The 17,825-nt window shown below is 42.6% G+C and carries 17 protein-coding genes; all 17 read right to left on the reverse strand.

The genetic code is table 11. The features are described 5' to 3' along the window. Positions 1-2: 2 nt before the first annotated feature. Positions 3-1,412, reverse strand: a complete 1,410-nt coding sequence (gene gltA / locus FFR60_RS21720; protein WP_137665784.1) for an NADPH-dependent glutamate synthase — start codon at positions 1,410-1,412, stop codon at positions 3-5. Further along, positions 1,405-2,241 (reverse strand): sulfide/dihydroorotate dehydrogenase-like FAD/NAD-binding protein, encoded by an 837-nt coding sequence (locus FFR60_RS21725; RefSeq protein WP_242550630.1) that lies wholly within the window; start codon positions 2,239-2,241, stop codon positions 1,405-1,407. The genes gltA and FFR60_RS21725 overlap by 8 nt, the downstream gene beginning before the upstream one ends. Before the next feature lie 28 nt (positions 2,242-2,269). Then, positions 2,270-2,719, reverse strand: a complete 450-nt coding sequence (locus tag FFR60_RS21730) for a flavodoxin (protein ID WP_088932634.1) — start codon at positions 2,717-2,719, stop codon at positions 2,270-2,272. A gap of 430 nt (positions 2,720-3,149) precedes the next feature. Then, positions 3,150-4,178 (reverse strand): DNA polymerase III subunit delta, encoded by a 1,029-nt coding sequence (gene holA / locus FFR60_RS21735; RefSeq protein ID WP_137665785.1) that lies wholly within the window; start codon positions 4,176-4,178, stop codon positions 3,150-3,152. Between the two features lie 88 nt (positions 4,179-4,266). Continuing rightward, positions 4,267-6,369, reverse strand: a complete 2,103-nt coding sequence (locus FFR60_RS21740) for a DNA internalization-related competence protein ComEC/Rec2 (protein ID WP_249355065.1) — start codon at positions 6,367-6,369, stop codon at positions 4,267-4,269. A gap of 122 nt (positions 6,370-6,491) precedes the next feature. Then, positions 6,492-6,983 (reverse strand): ComE operon protein 2, encoded by a 492-nt coding sequence (locus tag FFR60_RS21745; protein WP_137665786.1) that lies wholly within the window; start codon positions 6,981-6,983, stop codon positions 6,492-6,494. 27 nt (positions 6,984-7,010) lie between these two features. Then, positions 7,011-7,616 carry a helix-hairpin-helix domain-containing protein gene (locus FFR60_RS21750; protein WP_137665787.1) on the reverse strand — a complete coding sequence of 202 codons (606 nt, stop codon included), beginning with the start codon at positions 7,614-7,616 and terminating at the stop codon, positions 7,011-7,013. Between the two features lie 99 nt (positions 7,617-7,715). Continuing rightward, the gene (locus tag FFR60_RS21755) at positions 7,716-8,759 is read right to left on the reverse strand and encodes a SepM family pheromone-processing serine protease (protein ID WP_171005007.1); all 1,044 of its coding nucleotides are present in this window, start codon (positions 8,757-8,759) and stop codon (positions 7,716-7,718) included. Continuing rightward, positions 8,746-9,243 (reverse strand): pantetheine-phosphate adenylyltransferase, encoded by a 498-nt coding sequence (gene coaD / locus FFR60_RS21760; RefSeq protein ID WP_137665789.1) that lies wholly within the window; start codon positions 9,241-9,243, stop codon positions 8,746-8,748. Before coaD ends, FFR60_RS21755 begins: the two co-directional genes overlap by 14 nt. Positions 9,244-9,290: 47 nt before the next feature. Further along, complete coding sequence (rsmD, locus tag FFR60_RS21765; protein WP_137665790.1) at positions 9,291-9,836, reverse strand: 16S rRNA (guanine(966)-N(2))-methyltransferase RsmD; 546 nt, start codon at positions 9,834-9,836, stop codon at positions 9,291-9,293. 160 nt (positions 9,837-9,996) lie between these two features. Beyond that, on the reverse strand, positions 9,997-10,344 hold the full coding sequence (locus FFR60_RS21770; protein WP_171005009.1) for a YlbG family protein: 348 nt from the start codon (positions 10,342-10,344) through the stop codon (positions 9,997-9,999). Next, on the reverse strand, positions 10,331-10,756 hold the full coding sequence (locus FFR60_RS21775; protein WP_137665791.1) for a YlbF/YmcA family competence regulator: 426 nt from the start codon (positions 10,754-10,756) through the stop codon (positions 10,331-10,333). Before FFR60_RS21775 ends, FFR60_RS21770 begins: the two co-directional genes overlap by 14 nt. Before the next feature lies 1 nt (position 10,757). After that, positions 10,758-11,864, reverse strand: a complete 1,107-nt coding sequence (locus FFR60_RS21780) for a CAP-associated domain-containing protein (RefSeq protein ID WP_137665792.1) — start codon at positions 11,862-11,864, stop codon at positions 10,758-10,760. Between the two features lie 34 nt (positions 11,865-11,898). Then, positions 11,899-15,321 carry a pyruvate carboxylase gene (locus FFR60_RS21785; RefSeq protein ID WP_137665793.1) on the reverse strand — a complete coding sequence of 1,141 codons (3,423 nt, stop codon included), beginning with the start codon at positions 15,319-15,321 and terminating at the stop codon, positions 11,899-11,901. 5 nt (positions 15,322-15,326) lie between these two features. Then, positions 15,327-16,517, reverse strand: a complete 1,191-nt coding sequence (locus FFR60_RS21790) for an FtsW/RodA/SpoVE family cell cycle protein (protein ID WP_137665794.1) — start codon at positions 16,515-16,517, stop codon at positions 15,327-15,329. 3 nt (positions 16,518-16,520) lie between these two features. Further along, positions 16,521-16,823, reverse strand: a complete 303-nt coding sequence (locus FFR60_RS21795; RefSeq protein ID WP_088932647.1) for an Fpa/YlaN family protein — start codon at positions 16,821-16,823, stop codon at positions 16,521-16,523. A gap of 465 nt (positions 16,824-17,288) precedes the next feature. After that, the coding region (locus tag FFR60_RS21800) for a DUF2922 domain-containing protein (RefSeq protein ID WP_171005008.1) at positions 17,289-17,825 on the reverse strand (537 nt) is incomplete at its 5' end.

Below are 17,825 nucleotides of genomic sequence, written 5' to 3' on the forward strand. Positions count from 1 at the left end.
GCTTAAACCAATTGCTCCTGTCTTGTCTTTTGAATATATTGATCAATTTCATTTGCTGCGATTTTTCCGGCACCCATTGCTAAGATGACTGTTGCCGCACCTGTTACGATGTCTCCGCCAGCGAAAACGCCAGGAATCGAAGTCGCACAGGTTTCTTCATCTGCATCAATATAGCCCCATTTATTTAGTGCTAATTCTGGGAAAGTATCCAATAAGACTTTATTGGCACCTTGCCCGATTGCTTCAATGGCTGTGTCTGCCTCGATGATAAACTCACTGCCCGGAATCACGATTGGACGACGACGTCCAGATTCATCCGGCTCGCCTAATTCCATCTGCACACATTTGACTGCTTTTAAGCGGCCTGCTCCATCATCAATGTACTCAACAGGATTGGTCAACCAATGGTATTCGATCCCTTCTTCTACTGAATGATGATATTCTTCTTCACGAGCAGGCAGTTCTTCTAATGAACGACGGTAAACGATCGACACCTTGTCAGCGCCTAAACGTTTAGCAGAACGCGCCGCATCCATCGCCACGTTTCCGCCGCCGATGACCACGACATTTTTCGATTTTTGAACTGGTGTGTCATATTGCGGGAATTGATAGCCGTGCATCAAGTTGACCCTTGTCAAATATTCACTCGATGAATAAACACCGTTCAATGATGTGCCTTTGATTCCTTGGAATCTCGGTGCACCTGCTCCTACTGATAGATAGCAGGCATCAAAATCGGTGATGATCTCATCCATCGTAATCGTTTTACCTATGACGACATTTGTTTCGATCTTCACGCCTTGAGCGACGATGCGTTCGATTTCCTTTTTCACGATGCGTTTTGGCAAACGGAATTCAGGAATCCCGTAAGTCAATACTCCGCCTGGTGAATGTAATGCTTCATAGACCGTTACATCGTATCCCAGTTTAGCTAGATCTCCCGCAGTGGTAAGTCCTGAAGGGCCTGAACCAATTACTGCTACCCGACCTTTATCACCAGTAACCTCTTTGTATTCAACTGGCTGTTCTAAAGCCCAGTCTGCCACAAGACGCTCCAATTTTCCGATCGCCACAGGTTCAAATTTCTTCGAACGTCCTAGACGGCACACCATCTCACATTGTTTTTCCTGTGGGCAGACCCGGCCGCAAATTGCCGGCAGATTGGTATAACGGCTTAATACTTCATAAGCTAAAGGCATGTTGCCTTCTTCGATCGCTTTGATAAAGCCTGGGATGTCGATCATTACGGGACAATTTGAAATACAAGGCGCATTTTTACATTGCAGACAGCGGCTTGCTTCTAGTTGTCCTTCTTCCAGCGTGTACCCTAAAGCGACCTCATCAAAATTCTGATTTCGGACTTCAGGCGCTTGTTCCTGCATGGGTGTCTTTGTGTAGCTGCGTTTAGCCATTTGAACTCACCTGCTTTTCATATCTTTCGTTGGCCAGTAATTCTTCTGGACGATATTGCTGCATCCGATTGACAAATTCATCCCAATCGACTTCTTCGCCTAAAAATTCTGGTCCGTCAACGCAAGCAAATTTAATAGAATCCGCCACTGTCACACGACAGCCGCCGCACATGCCGGTCCCATCGATCATGATCGGATTTAAGGAGACATAGATTGGCACATCGTACTTTTGCGCTGTAATTGTACAAAACTTCATCATGATACTCGGTCCGATCGCCCACGCCATCGAAATTTTTTCACGCTTAAAGACATCTTCCATCGCTTGAGTAACCAAACCTTTTTGCCCAACGGAGCCGTCATCTGTCATCAAAATCAATTCATCCGAATACTGTGCGCATTCTTCCTGCAGGATCAATAAATCTTTATTTTTTGCCCCCAGAACTGTAATCACATGGTTGCCGGCTTCCTTTAAGCCTTTGACGATTGGGAATAAGGCAGCGATCCCAACGCCTCCGCCAACCAAGAGCACGGTACCATAATTTTCGATATCGGTTGCTTTGCCGAGTGGTCCAACAATATCTGTCAAGGCTTCACCAGCCATAACCGTTGCGAGCTGGGCAGTCGATTTGCCGATCACTTGAAAGATTAAGCGTACCCAACCCGCTTCTTTGTCCGTATCCACGACAGTGAGGGGAATCCGCTCACCCTGTTCGTCGATTCGCAAGATCACAAACTGCCCCGGCTGTGCTTTTTTGGCAATTCGTGGTGCTTCAACTAAAATCTCATATTCAGTCGGCGCCAGTTCCTTGCGTTCTAATACTTTAAACAAATTCTCACTCCATTCTTTCAATGCGACACTATTGAGCTGCTTCTACCAAAGCCTTCACAAATGCTTTTAAGACTTCTTCATCTTCATCATCAGCTTCGTTTTCGATCTTCACTGTTTCTGCTGCTTTTTTAGCCCCTGTTTTGGCGAAGGCTTCATCAAATGCAATGGCAGCTTGACAGAAATAATCTGGATATAATTCGCTGTCTCCGCTTCCTACTACGCCATAGATTTTTCCTGATAGGTCAACATCTGGCAATTCTTCATGGAAGTCTTCCAAATCAAACGGCAGTTCACCATCTCCATCAGTATAAGTAGCTAGGACACAAATATCTGCATCTTCATAGAAATCTGATTCTGCATCGTCGGCTTCGACGCGTTCTACGTCAACGCCGATTTCTTCAAAAGCATCCTCCAGAATTTCAGAGATCCCTTCTGTGTTTCCTGTGTTAGTTGCATAAACGATTTTTGCTAATGTCATTTCTTTCATCCTTTCTTTTATAGGTTTATACATTTGTGGTGCATATATAAAGCCAGCAAAAGCTGACTATTATCGTGAGGAAAAATAAAAATTTGATTACATTATTAGCTCTTGAAAATCGGTGTTCTTAATTGAGATTAATTCTCAATGAACCCTTTCTACGACAACGTTTTAGGTATTTGACACCTTTGTATTATCATACCTTAAAAATATGAATTATTAAACATTGCTGAGAGAATTTTCTTCTAATTTTTTGATAATCGACTGGTTATCAGTGTTTTTTTATTTTTCTAGCCTATCCCTATTCGAATAGTTGAACCATCTGCAAGAAAAAGCCTAGATCATCATTAAAAGATAAATAAAAAAGAACCAGCAGAACAAAATAATTTGCCTGCCGGTTCTTTCATTGCGAATAAAATCCTATTTCTTTTTATTTTTTTATTTTTTCGGTTGTCTTCAAAATGAACAATTGAAAGTTCAATTCCTTTTCGGCTTGTCCGGTTTTTACTTCGTAATCATTTTCCACCAGCTCGTCATACATGGAAACCAATAATTCTAAGGGGAATTTCGCCACCTGCTGCATCGCTAGTTTCACACGGTAAGGATGGACACCTAACGTCTCAGCAATATTGGCCTGCTGATAACCGCTTTTTTGCAAGAGTTTCGTTTGCAGCAATAAACGGATTTGTCCGATCAAAATCGCTGTCAGTTTGATCGTTTCTTCTCCTTGTAAATGCAGCTCCTCATAGGTTTGGTAGGCTTTTTCAGTGTCACCCTTTAGAATCCGTTCTGTTAGCTCAAAAATATTATGCTCCAGTGTTTTAGGCACTAAGTCTTCGACCAGCTGGAGGGTGATAGTTCCACCTTCGCCCGCTAACAATAATAATTTCTCTATTTCGTTCATTGCCTTTGAGAGATCAAAATCAGTCAAGCGCAAAAAGAGGTCAAAGGCTTCCTTGGAGATTTTCACATTTGCATTAGCAATATAACGCTGCAAGAAGCTGCGCAAATCTCGTTCCTGTAATGGCGCAGCATCAATGATCGTCGTTTTCTTTAATGTCTTCGTGATTTTCTTTCGCGCATCAAGCTTAGGATACGTCGCCCAAAAAACCACGATCGATGTCTCCTGCGGCTGTTTCAAATAATCTACCAAACCGTCAACATCCTGATCAGGTACATTATTTTTCTTCTCGCCCGTCAAAAAGTAGGGCTTTTCGACAAAGATTAAGCGGTAATCGCCGAAAAAAGGCAATGTTTCTGCTTCATCAATGACTGCTCCGAGGCCGCTTTCCTCCATGTCAAAGGACATAAAGTTCAGTTCTTCCAAGTCATCGATCTTCATCCGATCAATAAAAGCTTGCCGCACTTCCTGGATTAGATAATCTTCTGTTCCCGTAACCAGATAGACCGGCTTTAGCGGTGCGTTTCTGATCTGCTGAAGGGCTTCCTGTGTATTCATGCGATTACTCCTTATCTATTTAAAAAAAGTTTGCTGTAAAATTTTGGATGGGTTGAATCTAAGAACCCGACTATCCATGCTACCATGATTATTCGATAAAATCTATCAGGACTTTGATTTTTCCGCGTTTGGTTAGCGCGGACCATTGATAGTAGACCATCCCCTGCTGATCCGTCCGAAAAACCTTCACCTGATACTTGTTTAGTTTTTCCAGCGTCTCTGCTGTGGGGTGACCGTAACGGTTCTTTTTGCCTACCGAAATGATACCATATTTCGGCTTGATTTTTTTCAAGAACTCTTCACCGGCGGAGGTGTTGCTGCCGTGATGGCCGACCTTTAGAAAATCTGTTTTCAATTGCGGATAATTGTTCAGCAGCTTTTCTTCCCCCGTCGTTTCCAAGTCGCCCGTCATTAAAAAGCGCTGCTGATTTATTTGGAAAAACGCGACTAACGAATCATCATTTTCGCCTTCGCTTTTCTTTGGTGAAAGAATTTGTACTTTTAAGTGCTTGCCGATCGTATCTCCCTGCTTTACCAGATGAATCTCTGTTCCTTTGACTCCCATCAACAGCTTTTTCAACTCCATTTGCGAACCATCGGCTAAATACAGGTTGCTTACTTTTATTTTGCTCATGACATTGTTTAATTCGCCCATATGATCCGCGTCGTTGTGGGTTACGAGTAAATGATCGATTTCACTGCATCCTAGTGATTTTAGGAAAGGGATCAAATTATAATCCGAAAGCTGCTTTGGCTGCCGGGCTTGCCATGGTTTTTGCTTGAAATTCAGCCGGCCGCCGGTATCAATCAAAAAGGTTTCCTGCATGAAGGGCAGTTTGATAAAAATACTGTCCCCTTGTCCCACATCAACAAATGCCACCATGCCGTTGGCTGAAAAAGCGATCGAAGCCACCAATAAGCAGACTACTCCCAATAGAAGATAAAATGTTCGCTGATATTTCAGACGGTCAATAATTAATAGAACGAATAGAATAAGAAGTAAAAAGATTAAGAAGGCTGGTCTGCCTGTGGTTAAGTTGGGAATAGCCGCGAATGCTAACAGTTTTTCCAGCAGTAAAAATAGCTGCTCCATCAAGCTGGCGATCAGTTGAGGAAGTGGCAAAAAGCAGCCGAAAAATAAGATTAAGCACCCTGGAAGAATCAGCCATTCAAAAAGCGGAAATAATAATAAGGTCAATAATCCGCCGATGATCGTCCATTCGCTGAAGCTGAAGATCAAGACAGGCAGCGATAAAATAGAAAATAGCAATGTCTGCTGCCACGCCTGGAGTCTTAGATCATTCAAATACACCAACAGTAAAGCGAAATACAAGCTCAATTGTGCGCCGACTGACCATAGCACTAGTGGAAAAACTAAAACTAGCAGAAACAGCATCAGACTCCACTGATCCAGCTTGGAGAGCAGCACCTCAAAAGTCAAGCAGGCAAAAGCGATTAGAAAGCTCAAAACTGCCCGAATCGTACTAAACCCGCCACCGGTCAAACAAATCAACAGCAAGCCGATTAGACTCAACAGGCCCAACCGAATTTCTCTAGTCAAGCCTGCCCGCTTCAACAGTAAATGAATGCCGCCTAAATAAAACTGAATATGCAAACCAGATAAGGTAAATAAATGCAGCAGGCCGGTTGTTTTATACGCTTCCGAGTATTCCGCAAACTCCGCATCCTTATAACCGATCACTAAAGCCTTGATGTAGCTGGCAAGACGCTTAGAATAATGCTGGTCAATCATCCGAATCAAACCTTGGCGCAGATCACTCAGACCAAATCTGCTTCGCCGCAGCAGCTTGAATGACTTCACTTGAAGGCTTCGGCTAATACCCAAGCTTTGATAATATTTCTTAGCATCGAATCCGTTTAGATTTCTAGCCGGATCAAATTCTTCCGTTTCACCGCTCACCACCGCGCTATTGGGCGGTCTTTCTCCGTTCCAAAACTCTTTTTCTTCTGGCGATTTCAATGAATAATAAACTAAATACTTTTTCCCATTGATTTTCCCAATCAGCTTTAAAAGATTTCCATCAACCTTAATCGAATCTGTTTGCAGCTTTAAGTGTTGATTCGTTATTGTCTCAGGCGCTTTGTTAATCTGGTTTACATAATAAAAAGTTCGTAAACCAACAAAAAGACTGCACAAAAAAGCCAGCAATAACAGCTTGCGGCTTTTCATGCAGCAAATACGCATCACAATAATAGTTAATACTAGCAGCAGCCAAAAATTGAATTGATAAATCAGACTCCCGCATAAAATCGCGATCAGGATCGGTAATATCAGATAATTTCGAACCGCGGCTATCCTTCTAGGAATGTGGCAGCATCTTCTCCTAACTGCAGTTTCGTAAAGTATTTGCTTTCCAAATGGACTTGATGGGCACTGGCACCCACTTGATCGATCAGCTCGATGGCATAAGGATCATTGCGATAATCTTTCAGGTAATGGATTTTTTTGATGCCGGCTTGCAGCAGTGCTTTGGTACATTGCAAGCAAGGGAAATGGGTAACATACACTTCCGCTTGATCAGTAGCGATGCCTAGCTTGGCACATTGCAGCAACGCGTTCATCTCCGCATGGATCGTCCGCAGACAATGTCCGTCGACTACATAGCAGCCTTCATCCATACAATGGACATCGCCGCTGACGGAACCATTATAGCCGCCTGCGATGATTCGCTTATCTCTCACGATCGTCGCGCCCACTTCTAAACGAGTGCAGGTGCTTCTTAATGATAGTAAAACGGCTTGCGCCATGAAATATTGGTCCCAAGGTATTCTTTCTGTCGTCAAATTGTTCGTCCTCACTTTCGATCTTTCTTATATTGTAATCGAGTCCTTCAAATTTTCAAGCGTCTTTTCGCCAATGCCAGATACTTTCGTCAAATCCTCTACCGCCTGAAAACTGCCATTTTCTTCACGGTATTTGATAATGTCTGCCGCCTTCTTTTCACCGATCCCTGATAATTGCTGCAATTCTGTCGCGTCCGCTGTGTTGATATTGATTTTTTGAGTCGTACCGGAAGCCGCCGTACTCGTGCCCTGCTGAGGAGTTTCAGTGATCGTTGGGATTTCTTCGCCGACTTTTGGTACATAGATAATTTCCTGATCGGTCAATAATTTTGAAAAATTGACCTGATTTTGATCGGCTTCTGCTGTGAAGCCCCCAGCCAGATCGATCGCGTCCATCAGGCGCATTCCTTGGGTGATCCGATACATCCCAGTTTTTTTGACCGCGCCCTTTACATCAACAAACCACTCTTGGTTTTTGGATTCCGTCGTTGCCGCTATACTGCTCTCCGTCGAGAAAAGCGCTGGATCTGCCGCTGGGCTTTCAGGTTCTTTAGTCAAATAGAAGAATACAACTACGGCTAAGACGATCGGTATCGCCAGCAAATAAGGATATTTTTTTACATACTCTTTCATAACGACCTCCTTTTCAATAAGGTACGCAAATTTTTGCGATCGCTGTCTTATTGCGAAAAAAAAGAGCGCTAGACATTTTTGTCTAACACTCTTAATCATTTATTTCATCGTTTCCAAGTAATCCAACGCATCCTTGACTGTCTTAACTGGCACGATTTTCATATCTGTATCCAGCTTCTTAGCGGCTACTTTGGCTTCTTCATAGTTTGATTTGATCCCTGGTTGTGCTTTTTTCATTTCCTTAGTGATCTCATCATCCGGTGCGAAGAAAACCTTGTTATTAGCTGCGGCTGCACTGGCTACTTTCTTATCGATTCCGCCGATTCTTCCGACTTCACCATCCGAATTGATCGTTCCGGTACCAGCGATTTTTTCGCCATGGCGCAAGTCTTTATCGACTAGCTGTTCGTAAATTTCTAAAGTAAACATCAAGCCTGCCGATGGTCCGCCGATATCGCCTGCATCAATTTTGACCTTGTCCTGCGAATCGATCTCGGTATGATCCGTCAGTGAGATGCCGATTCCCGGTTTTTTATCGGTTGGCAGTTTGATTAGTTTTTCAGTTGCTTCTTTGGTTTTACCATCGTGAACATAGGTGACCTTCATCTTCTGACCAACTTTTTGGGATTTCACGTATTTCATGAAATCTTCACTGCTGGTAAAGGTCTTTCCATCCGCTTTCGTTACCGTATCGCCGACGCTGATTTTTCCGGAAAAGTTAGAATTCTTCTCCACACCTAGAACATAAACGCCTTTATATTGCATTTTATAGGGTTTATTGGCTAGTTTTAACGCCTGCTCGATGGCAAAATTTTGGGAGGTTTCCATGTTGAACTTTTGGATCTGCATGTATTCATCATCGCTGGCACCGCCAGTTAATTCATTCACCGAAATAATTTCACGGAAAGGGGTGAACTTGGCTCTTGCCGCGGTAAATACCGTCGCCCGCCTGATTCCTACAGATGTTAAACTGAATGAGCCCTTGTTTTCATCTTTTTTATCGTTAACGGTGATCAGCTTTTTCAAATTGATCGTCTCCCCCGGTTCTTCGATGTAATAAGGGATCGGAACAATCACACAGGCCACCACTGCCAGAGCTAAAAATATAAGTAATAATCGTTTGACAAGTTTATTGTTTTTCACTATTCTCACGCTTCTCTTCCAACGCCCGATAGACTGGTTCGGGCAGATATTCTTTGATGTCGCCGTTAAACGTCCAAACTTCCTTCAAAATCGAAGAGCTGATATGGCTGTATTTCGGCTGTGCTAATAAAAAGACGGTCTCCAACTCATGATCCAAATGCTGGTTCATCAGGGCAATTTCTTTTTCATATTCATAATCCTTGATACTGCGGATACCTCGTAATAAAAACTTCGCTCCAAGCTCTTCTGCAACATTGACTGTCAACTCATTTTTTTGAGTCATCACTCGTACATTGGTGATATGCTGGACCGATTCCTTTACGATAGCTAGTTTTTCTTCTGGGGTAAAGAAGCTTTTTTTTGTTGTATTGACGAAAACGCCGATGATCAGCTCATCAAACAATTTCGCTCCCCGTTCGATCGTATCTAAATGCCCCATCGTCAATGGATCAAAACTGCCGGGAAAAAGCGCGATTCGTTTCATCTTAATCCTCCTTAAAGGTCATCATCTCTATAAAGCAGCCAGAGAGCCTAATCATAAATCGTTACAGCGGTGATGCCGTAATCATGACGCTTGCGTTCTTTCAAGCTGCCGATGGTTTCTGGCAGCACGACTTCTTTATCCGTTTCGCAAACTACGATCGCATTTTCTGTCAGCAAATCATTTTCCAGCAGCAGCTCGATCTGCTTTACGATCTCCTGTTTTGCATAAGGCGGATCTAATAAGACTAAATCAAATTGCGTTTTGCTTTCGATCAGCTTCTGGATCGCCTGATTTGCCGGCATCTTCATTAATTGAAAGGCCGCTTCATCTTTGGTCATAGCGACATTTTCACGAATGATCTCCATGGCACGGAAGTTCTTTTCTACTAAGACCGCTTGATCCATCCCGCGAGAGACCGCTTCGATGCCTAATGAGCCGCTGCCGGAGAATAAATCCAGTGCGATGCCTCCGTCGAAATACGGACCGATCATATTAAAAATAGCACCTTTTACTTTATCCGTCGTGGGCCGCGTATTATTTCCTGTTAAGGTTTTTAATTTACGACCGCCAAATTCACCTGCAACCACTCGCATGACTTACATGCCCCTCTCGTTTCTCGTCAACCAACTGGTCTTTTTGTGAAGGTTTTTAATGCTCAAATTGCACAAAAAAATAGACCACCTAATTTGACCTCTTTATTATCAAATAAAAAGATGAAAAATGTTTGAACAAATCAGACATTTTTCACCTTACTTAGACTGTTTCAGCTAATCGAATCTTTGTATTGGCTTCTACGACATCCAACTCATCGTCATCTTTTACTTGATAAGCGGCCTTCGTTCCGATTCGATCCGCAAAATTCATTTCGATATCTGGTCGGTAAGAACGCTCTACTTGACGCACAAAATGTAAGCCCTGCAGCTTTTCTTCGGTTTCTTCCACGACCTCTTCATTTACATATAAAACGACATATTTCATTTTTCGTGAAACAAAATGAATCAAACCAAATCGTTTCAAGGTTTTTAATTGCTTCAAGGAATAGACCCAAACAATTATCCCTCGTCTTTTTTGCATTACAAACTCAGTATTATCCATGACAATTCCCCTTACAACTCTGATTCCCTGTTTCAAAAAAAGGATTTCCTGCATCAACTTTGATCTCTGCTGAGATGGTTTGTGCCAAACAGATGCCGATTTCATCCAGCAACCGTTGGAAGTCTGTCTCAGCTAAGCGAAAGGCGGCAACTTTTTCATTTAGATCAAGCGCCCGTTTGCTCACGCGAACTTTTCGCTGCTGCTGGCGGTAATCTGGTGCATACTCTCCATAGGCTGCGATTTGTTCGAATTTATCTTTTTCAGCTTGAAACATTTTTTTCAGCTTCGCGACTTCTGGGCAATCATTCATCTGTTTTCTTGCCTGCAGATAGTTTTTATAGCTTTGACTCGCTAAAATTTCCTGAATCAATCGCTGATTCTGATCCTCCAGCTGAAAGAAAGCATCATTAATAATCAACCTAGTCACTATCCTTTGTTTTTTCTGGTTCCTGTAACAAGACTAGCACACTTTCTTGATCAATTGCAACGCCAAGCTCTGACTCTGATGCCGTAATGATCTCATTCAAATGCTCATGACTGATCCAATCAAAAAGATTGAACAGCGGATCGATCATCGGTGAGTAAAAAAAGCCGTCTTTATAATTGATCTTGGCATTTTTAGCCAAATCTTTAAATTCGGTGGAGGATAGTTCAAAGGACAGATTGCTTAGATGTGCGCCTTGATCAGTCTGCCACTCTTCTAGTCGGTCATTATTCAGCACTTTTTTCGGTGCGGTTAAAAAACCTTTTAACAGCTTTTTACTGTCACTTATTGCATTATCAGCAGTCGGCAGTTCGTCTAGCTTCCGTAAAGTGCGATAAAAGTTGATCGCTCCAATCGTTCGTTCCTGCTTTTGCTGATTTAAGACATTCCAATCAAGGTTGCTTTCCTGCACTCGATTAGCTAAGGGATTGCCGCTGTTGATCTGATACGGCATCAAACGCAATAGATTTTCCATATCTAAATAAACCGCGCCGATCATTTTTTCATTGTCTCCGTTGAAAAAAAGCATCGCAAAGGTATCATTATCAAATGCGACTAAAGGACGAAAACGCATATCATTTTCGCTTAGTTCGATATCTACAGGTTCCTCGTCGTAGCTCAAGGCAAAAGCTGCAGACAAGTTGATTTGATCCGACAGCTGACTGCTGGTCATCCCGAATTTAAAGGGTTTGATCTCCGCTTTTTTCGCCATGACCTTGATCGTACTGACTTTGCCTGCCTCCACATTCACTTCCAAAATCCCTTTATCTAAAGCATAATCACGGGTTTGAAAGAAAAAGCCGCTGTCCTCAATCTTCGTTGGACGGCCATATTCCTGCTCAAACGTTTCGATGGGCTGTGAAATATAGTTCGCATACCCTTCAGCCTTGATCGTCTGATGCTTTAAGGCCTTGTGCCGCACCACCTGATTAGTTGGTGTGACGGGAGCTTTTCCCTGCGTAGGTGGAAAGAGGACTGGCTGCAGATAGTAGCCAATCAAAACCAAGAATAGAATACTAAGAAAACCAATCACTCTCTTCACACAAAACGCTCCTAAATCATATTAATAAACAAAACTATTTTTCTTTAACTTCAATCAGCAAGTCGCCAGAAGTGATACTTTCGCCTTCTTCAACATACAGATGCGAAACTTTTCCGGCAAAACGGGCATCGATCGAAGTCTCCATCTTCATTGCTTCTGTGATCAGCAACGGCTGACCTTTTTCAACATGATCGCCTTTTTCAACTAAGACTTTCAAGACTGATCCGCTCATTGTCGCACCGATTTGTTCGCGGTTCGTTGGTTCAGCTTTGCGCTTCGCCTGAACAGCACTCTTGATTGACGCATCCTTCACGAGGATTTCGCGACGTTGGCCATTCAAGTTGAAGAACAAGGTGCGGTTTCCTTCGATATCAGCTTCACCGATTTCGTCCAAACGAATAATCAAGGTCTTGCCTTTTTCGATTTGAACATTGACGGTTTCACCTAGACGCATACCAGCAAAGAAAGTAGGTGTGTCTAACAAGGTAACATCCGCAAACTGTTCGTAAGATTTTTGATAGTCTAAAAATACCTGCGGATACATCAAGTAGCTTAAAACATCCGTCTTGCTCGGTTCAAAACCGATCAATTCCTGTAATTCCGCTTTGACCTTTTCGAATTTAACCGGCTCAGCAAATTTACCTGGGCGCTCCTGCAAGGCAGGACGGCCTTGTAAAATGATCTGCTGCAGTTTCTCAGGGAACCCGCCAACTGGCTGGCCTAGTTCGCCTTGGAAGAAGCTGATAACAGAATCAGGATAACTCAATTCATCGCCGCGATCGTAGATATCTTGTTCTGTTAGATCATTTTGTACCATGAACAGCGCCATATCTCCGACAACTTTAGATGATGGGGTTACTTTTACGATATCACCAAACATCATGTTGACTTTTTGGTACATTACTTTGATTTCATCCCATTTTTCGCCTAAACCAACCGCTTTGGCCTGCTGCTGCAGATTTGAATACTGTCCGCCCGGCATTTCATGATTATAGACTTCGGTTTGAGCCGCCATAATACCATTTTCAAAGCTTGAGTAGTACGGACGAACCTCTTCCCAATAATGGTTCAATTGACGAACGTTCTTCAAGTTCAAATCAGGCGCACGGTCTCCGTATTGCAGCGCGTAATACAAACTGCTCATACTTGGCTGACTTGTTGCTCCGCTCATTGCACTGGTTGCCACGTCAACGATATCCACGCCGGCTTTAACAGCCGCAGATAACGTAATGATCCCGTTTCCGGCAGTGTCATGTGTATGCAAATGAATCGGCAGGTCAGTCGTTTCTTTCAGTTCACTGATCAAACGGAAGGCCGCTTGCGGTTTCAATAAGCCAGCCATATCCTTGATCGCGATCACATGGGCACCGCTGGCTTCCAATTCTTTCGCCATATCTTTATAGTATTGCACATTGTATTTGGTCCGGCTGTCATCTAGGATATCGCCGGTATAACAAATCGCCGCTTCCGCAATCTTTCCTGCGTCACGAACGTATTGAATACTTTTCTCCATTTGCGGAATCCAGTTCAAGCTGTCGAAGATTCGGAAAACATCGATCCCATGATGAGCCGCTTCTTTGATGAACTCTTCCAGCACATTATCTGGATAGTTGGAATAGCCAACAGCGTTTGAGCCGCGGAACAGCATTTGCAATAGCGTATTCGGCATGGCTTTACGCAATAATTTCAGACGTTTCCAAGGATCTTCCGTTAAGAAGCGATACGCCACGTCAAATGTCGCGCCGCCCCACATCTCGCTGGAAAACAGCTCGGGAATCCCTTCGCCAGTTGCTTGAGCGACATTCACTAAATCATGCGTTCTTACCCGAGTAGCCAATAAGCTTTGGTGAGCATCACGGAAGGTCGTGTCAGTTAATAGAACAGAATCTTGGTCCTTCACCCATTTTGCTACTGCTTCTGGGCCTTCTTTATCCAAAATATTCTTAGCAGTAATGATTTCTCTTTTCTCGATTTTTGGTGTTCGAGGTGTTTCAAAATAACGCTTCTCTTGTTTTTCAATACCCGGGAAGCCGTTCACCGTAATCTCTGAAATGTAACGCATCGTTTTGTTTCCACGGTCACGCACACGCGGGAATTCAAACAATTCAGGCGTGTTATCAATGAAGGTAGTCTTCGCGTCTCCGCTTTGGAAAACAGGATGGCTGATCACGTTATGCATGAAGGGAATATTCGTTTTAACTCCCCGCACACGGAACTCGATTAAACAACGCTGCATTTTTTCGATCGCTTGATCAAAATTCAACGCATGTGTACACACTTTTACCAATAATGAGTCGAAATATGGTGTAACTGTCGCGCCTGCATAAGCATTCCCTACGTCTAAACGCACACCGAAACCACCTGGTGAACGGTACGTATCGATTTTTCCTGTATCAGGCATAAACCCGTTCAACGGATCTTCAGTCGTCACACGACATTGGATCGCAGCACCAGACATTTTAATGCCATCTTGCTCAGGCAAGCCGATTTCTTTGTGCAGGTCTTTTCCTTGAGCGATCATTAATTGTGAAGTAACGATATCTACACCTGTAATTAATTCAGTGATGGTATGCTCTACTTGAACACGAGGATTGACTTCGATGAAATAGAAATTATCGCCTTCGACCAAAAATTCCACTGTACCGGCATTGACATAGCCGACATGCTTCATTAATTGAACTGCCGCTTGGCAGATTTTTTCCCGTTGTTCATCATTTAAAGAAATACATGGGGCAACTTCAACCACTTTTTGATGGCGGCGTTGCACCGAACAATCACGTTCAAATAAATGCAATACATTTCCATGTGTGTCCCCTAAAATTTGGACTTCGATATGTTTAGGATTGGCAACATATTTTTCGACATAGATTTCATCATTACCAAAGGCCGCTTTCGCTTCACTTTTAGCACGATCATAGCCTTCTCTGGCTTCTTTTTCATCATGAGCCACCCGCATTCCGCGACCGCCGCCGCCTAAAGCAGCTTTGATCATAATCGGATAACCATGTGATTCAGCAAATTCTAAGACGCCTTCGATCGTATCCACCGGACCATCTGAACCAGGAATTGACGGAATCCCTGCTTCTAATGCCGCTGTTTTGGCTTTGATCTTATCGCCGAAAATATCTAAGTGATGCAACTCGGGACCAACAAAGATCAGTCCTTCTTCACGACATCGTTTCGCGAATTCCAAGTTTTCTGAAAGGAAGCCGTAGCCTGGATGGATCGCATCCACCTTCGCTTCTTTGGCCACTCGAATAATATCCTCAATATCTAAGTACGCATCGATCGGTTTTTTCCCTTTGCCGACTAAATACGCCTCATCTGATTTGAAGCGGTGGACCGAATACTGATCTTCCTCCGCGAAGATCGCTACCGTTTTAATGTTTAATTCGCTACACGCGCGAAACACCCGCGTTGCAATTTCTCCTCTATTTGCTACCAATACCTTTTTCATGCACTTCACTCCTGACTTTTTAAGTATTCATACTCGATTGCTAGTTTGGTCCGTTTTTCATCTGCACTGATGTTCAATGCAAAAGCCACGCCCACTGACAATACAAGTAAGCTATTTCCCCCTTGACTCAAAAACGGGAAGGTAATCCCAGTCAATGGAATAATTCCTAAAATACCACCAAGATTAATAAAAACCTGTAATAACAACAAACTTCCAATTCCGATACAAATCAATGAATTGAAAGGCTTTTTCGAACGAATCCCAACCAAGTAGATCCGTGCGATCATGAAAATCAAAATTGCTAATATAACCAAAGCGCCGATCAAACCAACTTCTTCTATCACAATAGAAAAAATGAAGTCCGTATGAGCTTCACTTAAAAAACCTTTTTTTTCGATACTATTCCCTAAGCCGCGGCCAAACCAGCCGCCGTTGAACATCGCGTAATAGCCATTGACCATTTGGTGCCCTTGATCCAATTCATACTTAAAGGGATTTTTGAAGCTTTCAAAACGGCTGAAGATGTATTGCAGCTTCCCTGGGAAAATGGCGCTACCAAAACGGGTCAACACTTCGATCACCAGAGCACTGCCCAAAATACCAGTGCCGCCAATGATCAAACTATAGACCCAGTTGACACCGCTGGCTAAAAGTAAAATTAGGGCCAACAATGTGATGATCGCCGCGTTCCCCATATCAGGCTGGATCGCTACTAAAAAGATCATTGCGAAAACCAGCAGCAAAGGACGTTTCATATCAGTAACAAAATTATCTTGGATCGTTTCCTGCCTTTTTGACAAAATATAAGACAAATACCAAACGACCATGATTTTTAAATATTCTGCTGGCTGCATCGTAAAACCAGCGATATCGATCCACCCTTTAGCACCATTACGTTCAGTACCAAAAAACAATACAATAATCAATAGAATAAAAATCACATATGTTACAAAAATAATCAGCTGCTGACTTTTCAATACATCTGTTTTCATCTTGTACATCAAACTGATCCCAATTAAACTTAAAACCCAAAAAATCCCTTGGTTCATCACCAGACTTGTTGGGTTTGCATCATTTGTGATCAACAAATAAGAAGTTGAACTGTAAACAAAAATTAATCCTATCACAGTCAAAATCAAATAAGGAATCAAAATACTATAATCTAAAAAATGACGTTTCTTTATCTTCGTGGGCAAGGGTTAAGCCTCCCAGCCGGCATCCGTCATATCCTGACGAGTTTCGTACAATTCCGTATATAAACGATTCAGCTCAGCTTCCAAATCACTAAGCATTTGCTGTCCTTCTCCCCGCTTCAAGATACCTACCTTTTCAGCAAAGAATACTTGACGTGAGAAGCCATACATTTGTGTATCAACGACTTCCTCAAAAGCTTTGCATTGAGAGATACACAAACTATTCGTTTGATTGCGAATCAACAGCTTGATCCGATCTGCATCTTCTTGCAACACTTTAACGGCAAAATCAGAAGAAATATTTTCCATTTTGCTTCCCTCCTATCTTGATTTCAACATTATAACATAGAAAAAATTTAAAAAGGGAAAAAAAACGCGAGACTAAGCTTTTTCTAAACTCTTTGTTCGGGTTTTGACTTTTGCACAGCTCAGAGAATATTACAAAGAGATTACAACCCAGAAACTTTAAATGAAAACGCGAAAAATCAATTCTTTTTACGATTCTCGTTGTGAAACAAATGCGAAATATGAAACATAACAGTTTTTGCCATCTTTATCCGAGACATCGGAAGAATCAGCGAGTAAAGGCTGTTTGAAATGGATAAACTCTAGTTTTTATCCCAAGAAAACTCATTAGTCGCAGCGTTCTGTCCACGACAAATAGCCTGCGGACCCAGCAGGCTAAAAATTTGATTCAGTTTGCTTACCACAGCGGTGCAGTAAGTATCTGTCTCATACCAACGTTGGATTTATCGATGAGACAAACACAGCTGCTTACTCTCGTTTCCGGATACGATCGAGTAATCGCGTTCGTTTCCTTTTAACTTTTTCTGGCGGTGATTGGGTAATCACCGGAGGAGACTCTTCTTCGATGATTCTCTCGGTCAAAACCAGTTTTGCCGGACTCGCCTTATTCTCGATCTTTATATCTTCTAAACGAGCTCCAGCAGGCATACAGGCACTAATAATTATCATTGCCTGACTTTCCGTTAGTTCACTTGGAGTAATCCCCTCTGGTAATCCAATCGTTTGGATCAGAATACCCGGTACCGGCTTTTCTTCTGTGATCACTAGATCCTCTGGTATATTAATCTCATTTAATTCCTCCGCAGGTTCTTCTACTTGCGGGAATGCTTCTTCTTTGCTTAGTTGAGCATCCAATACTGGTGCTTCTTCATCAGCTTCTATATCAAAGATCGGACTTTCGATTTCTTCGATAATTGTTGCATGTTTTAATTTCTTATATAAACCTACGCCATCTTTTTCAAATAGATTCAACAGCGTGAATTTCTCTAAAGTCGCTTTGAGTTC

Origin of the sequence: Enterococcus hulanensis (genome assembly GCF_005405485.1) — a bacterium.
Lineage (GTDB): Bacteria > Bacillota > Bacilli > Lactobacillales > Enterococcaceae > Enterococcus_A > Enterococcus_A hulanensis.

Coding starts and splice junctions, on each gene's coding strand:
- gltA (WP_137665784.1), bottom strand. CDS start 1,412: ATGGCTAAACGCAGCTACACAAAGACACCCATGCAGGAACAAGCGCCT.
- FFR60_RS21730 (WP_088932634.1), bottom strand. CDS start 2,719: ATGACATTAGCAAAAATCGTTTATGCAACTAACACAGGAAACACAGAA.
- holA (WP_137665785.1), bottom strand. CDS start 4,178: ATGAATACACAGGAAGCCCTTCAGCAGATCAGAAACGCACCGCTAAAG.
- FFR60_RS21740 (WP_249355065.1), bottom strand. CDS start 6,369: ATGAAAAGCCGCAAGCTGTTATTGCTGGCTTTTTTGTGCAGTCTTTTT.
- FFR60_RS21750 (WP_137665787.1), bottom strand. CDS start 7,616: ATGAAAGAGTATGTAAAAAAATATCCTTATTTGCTGGCGATACCGATC.
- coaD (WP_137665789.1), bottom strand. CDS start 9,243: ATGAAACGAATCGCGCTTTTTCCCGGCAGTTTTGATCCATTGACGATG.
- rsmD (WP_137665790.1), bottom strand. CDS start 9,836: ATGCGAGTGGTTGCAGGTGAATTTGGCGGTCGTAAATTAAAAACCTTA.
- FFR60_RS21785 (WP_137665793.1), bottom strand. CDS start 15,321: ATGAAAAAGGTATTGGTAGCAAATAGAGGAGAAATTGCAACGCGGGTG.
- FFR60_RS21795 (WP_088932647.1), bottom strand. CDS start 16,823: ATGGAAAATATTTCTTCTGATTTTGCCGTTAAAGTGTTGCAAGAAGAT.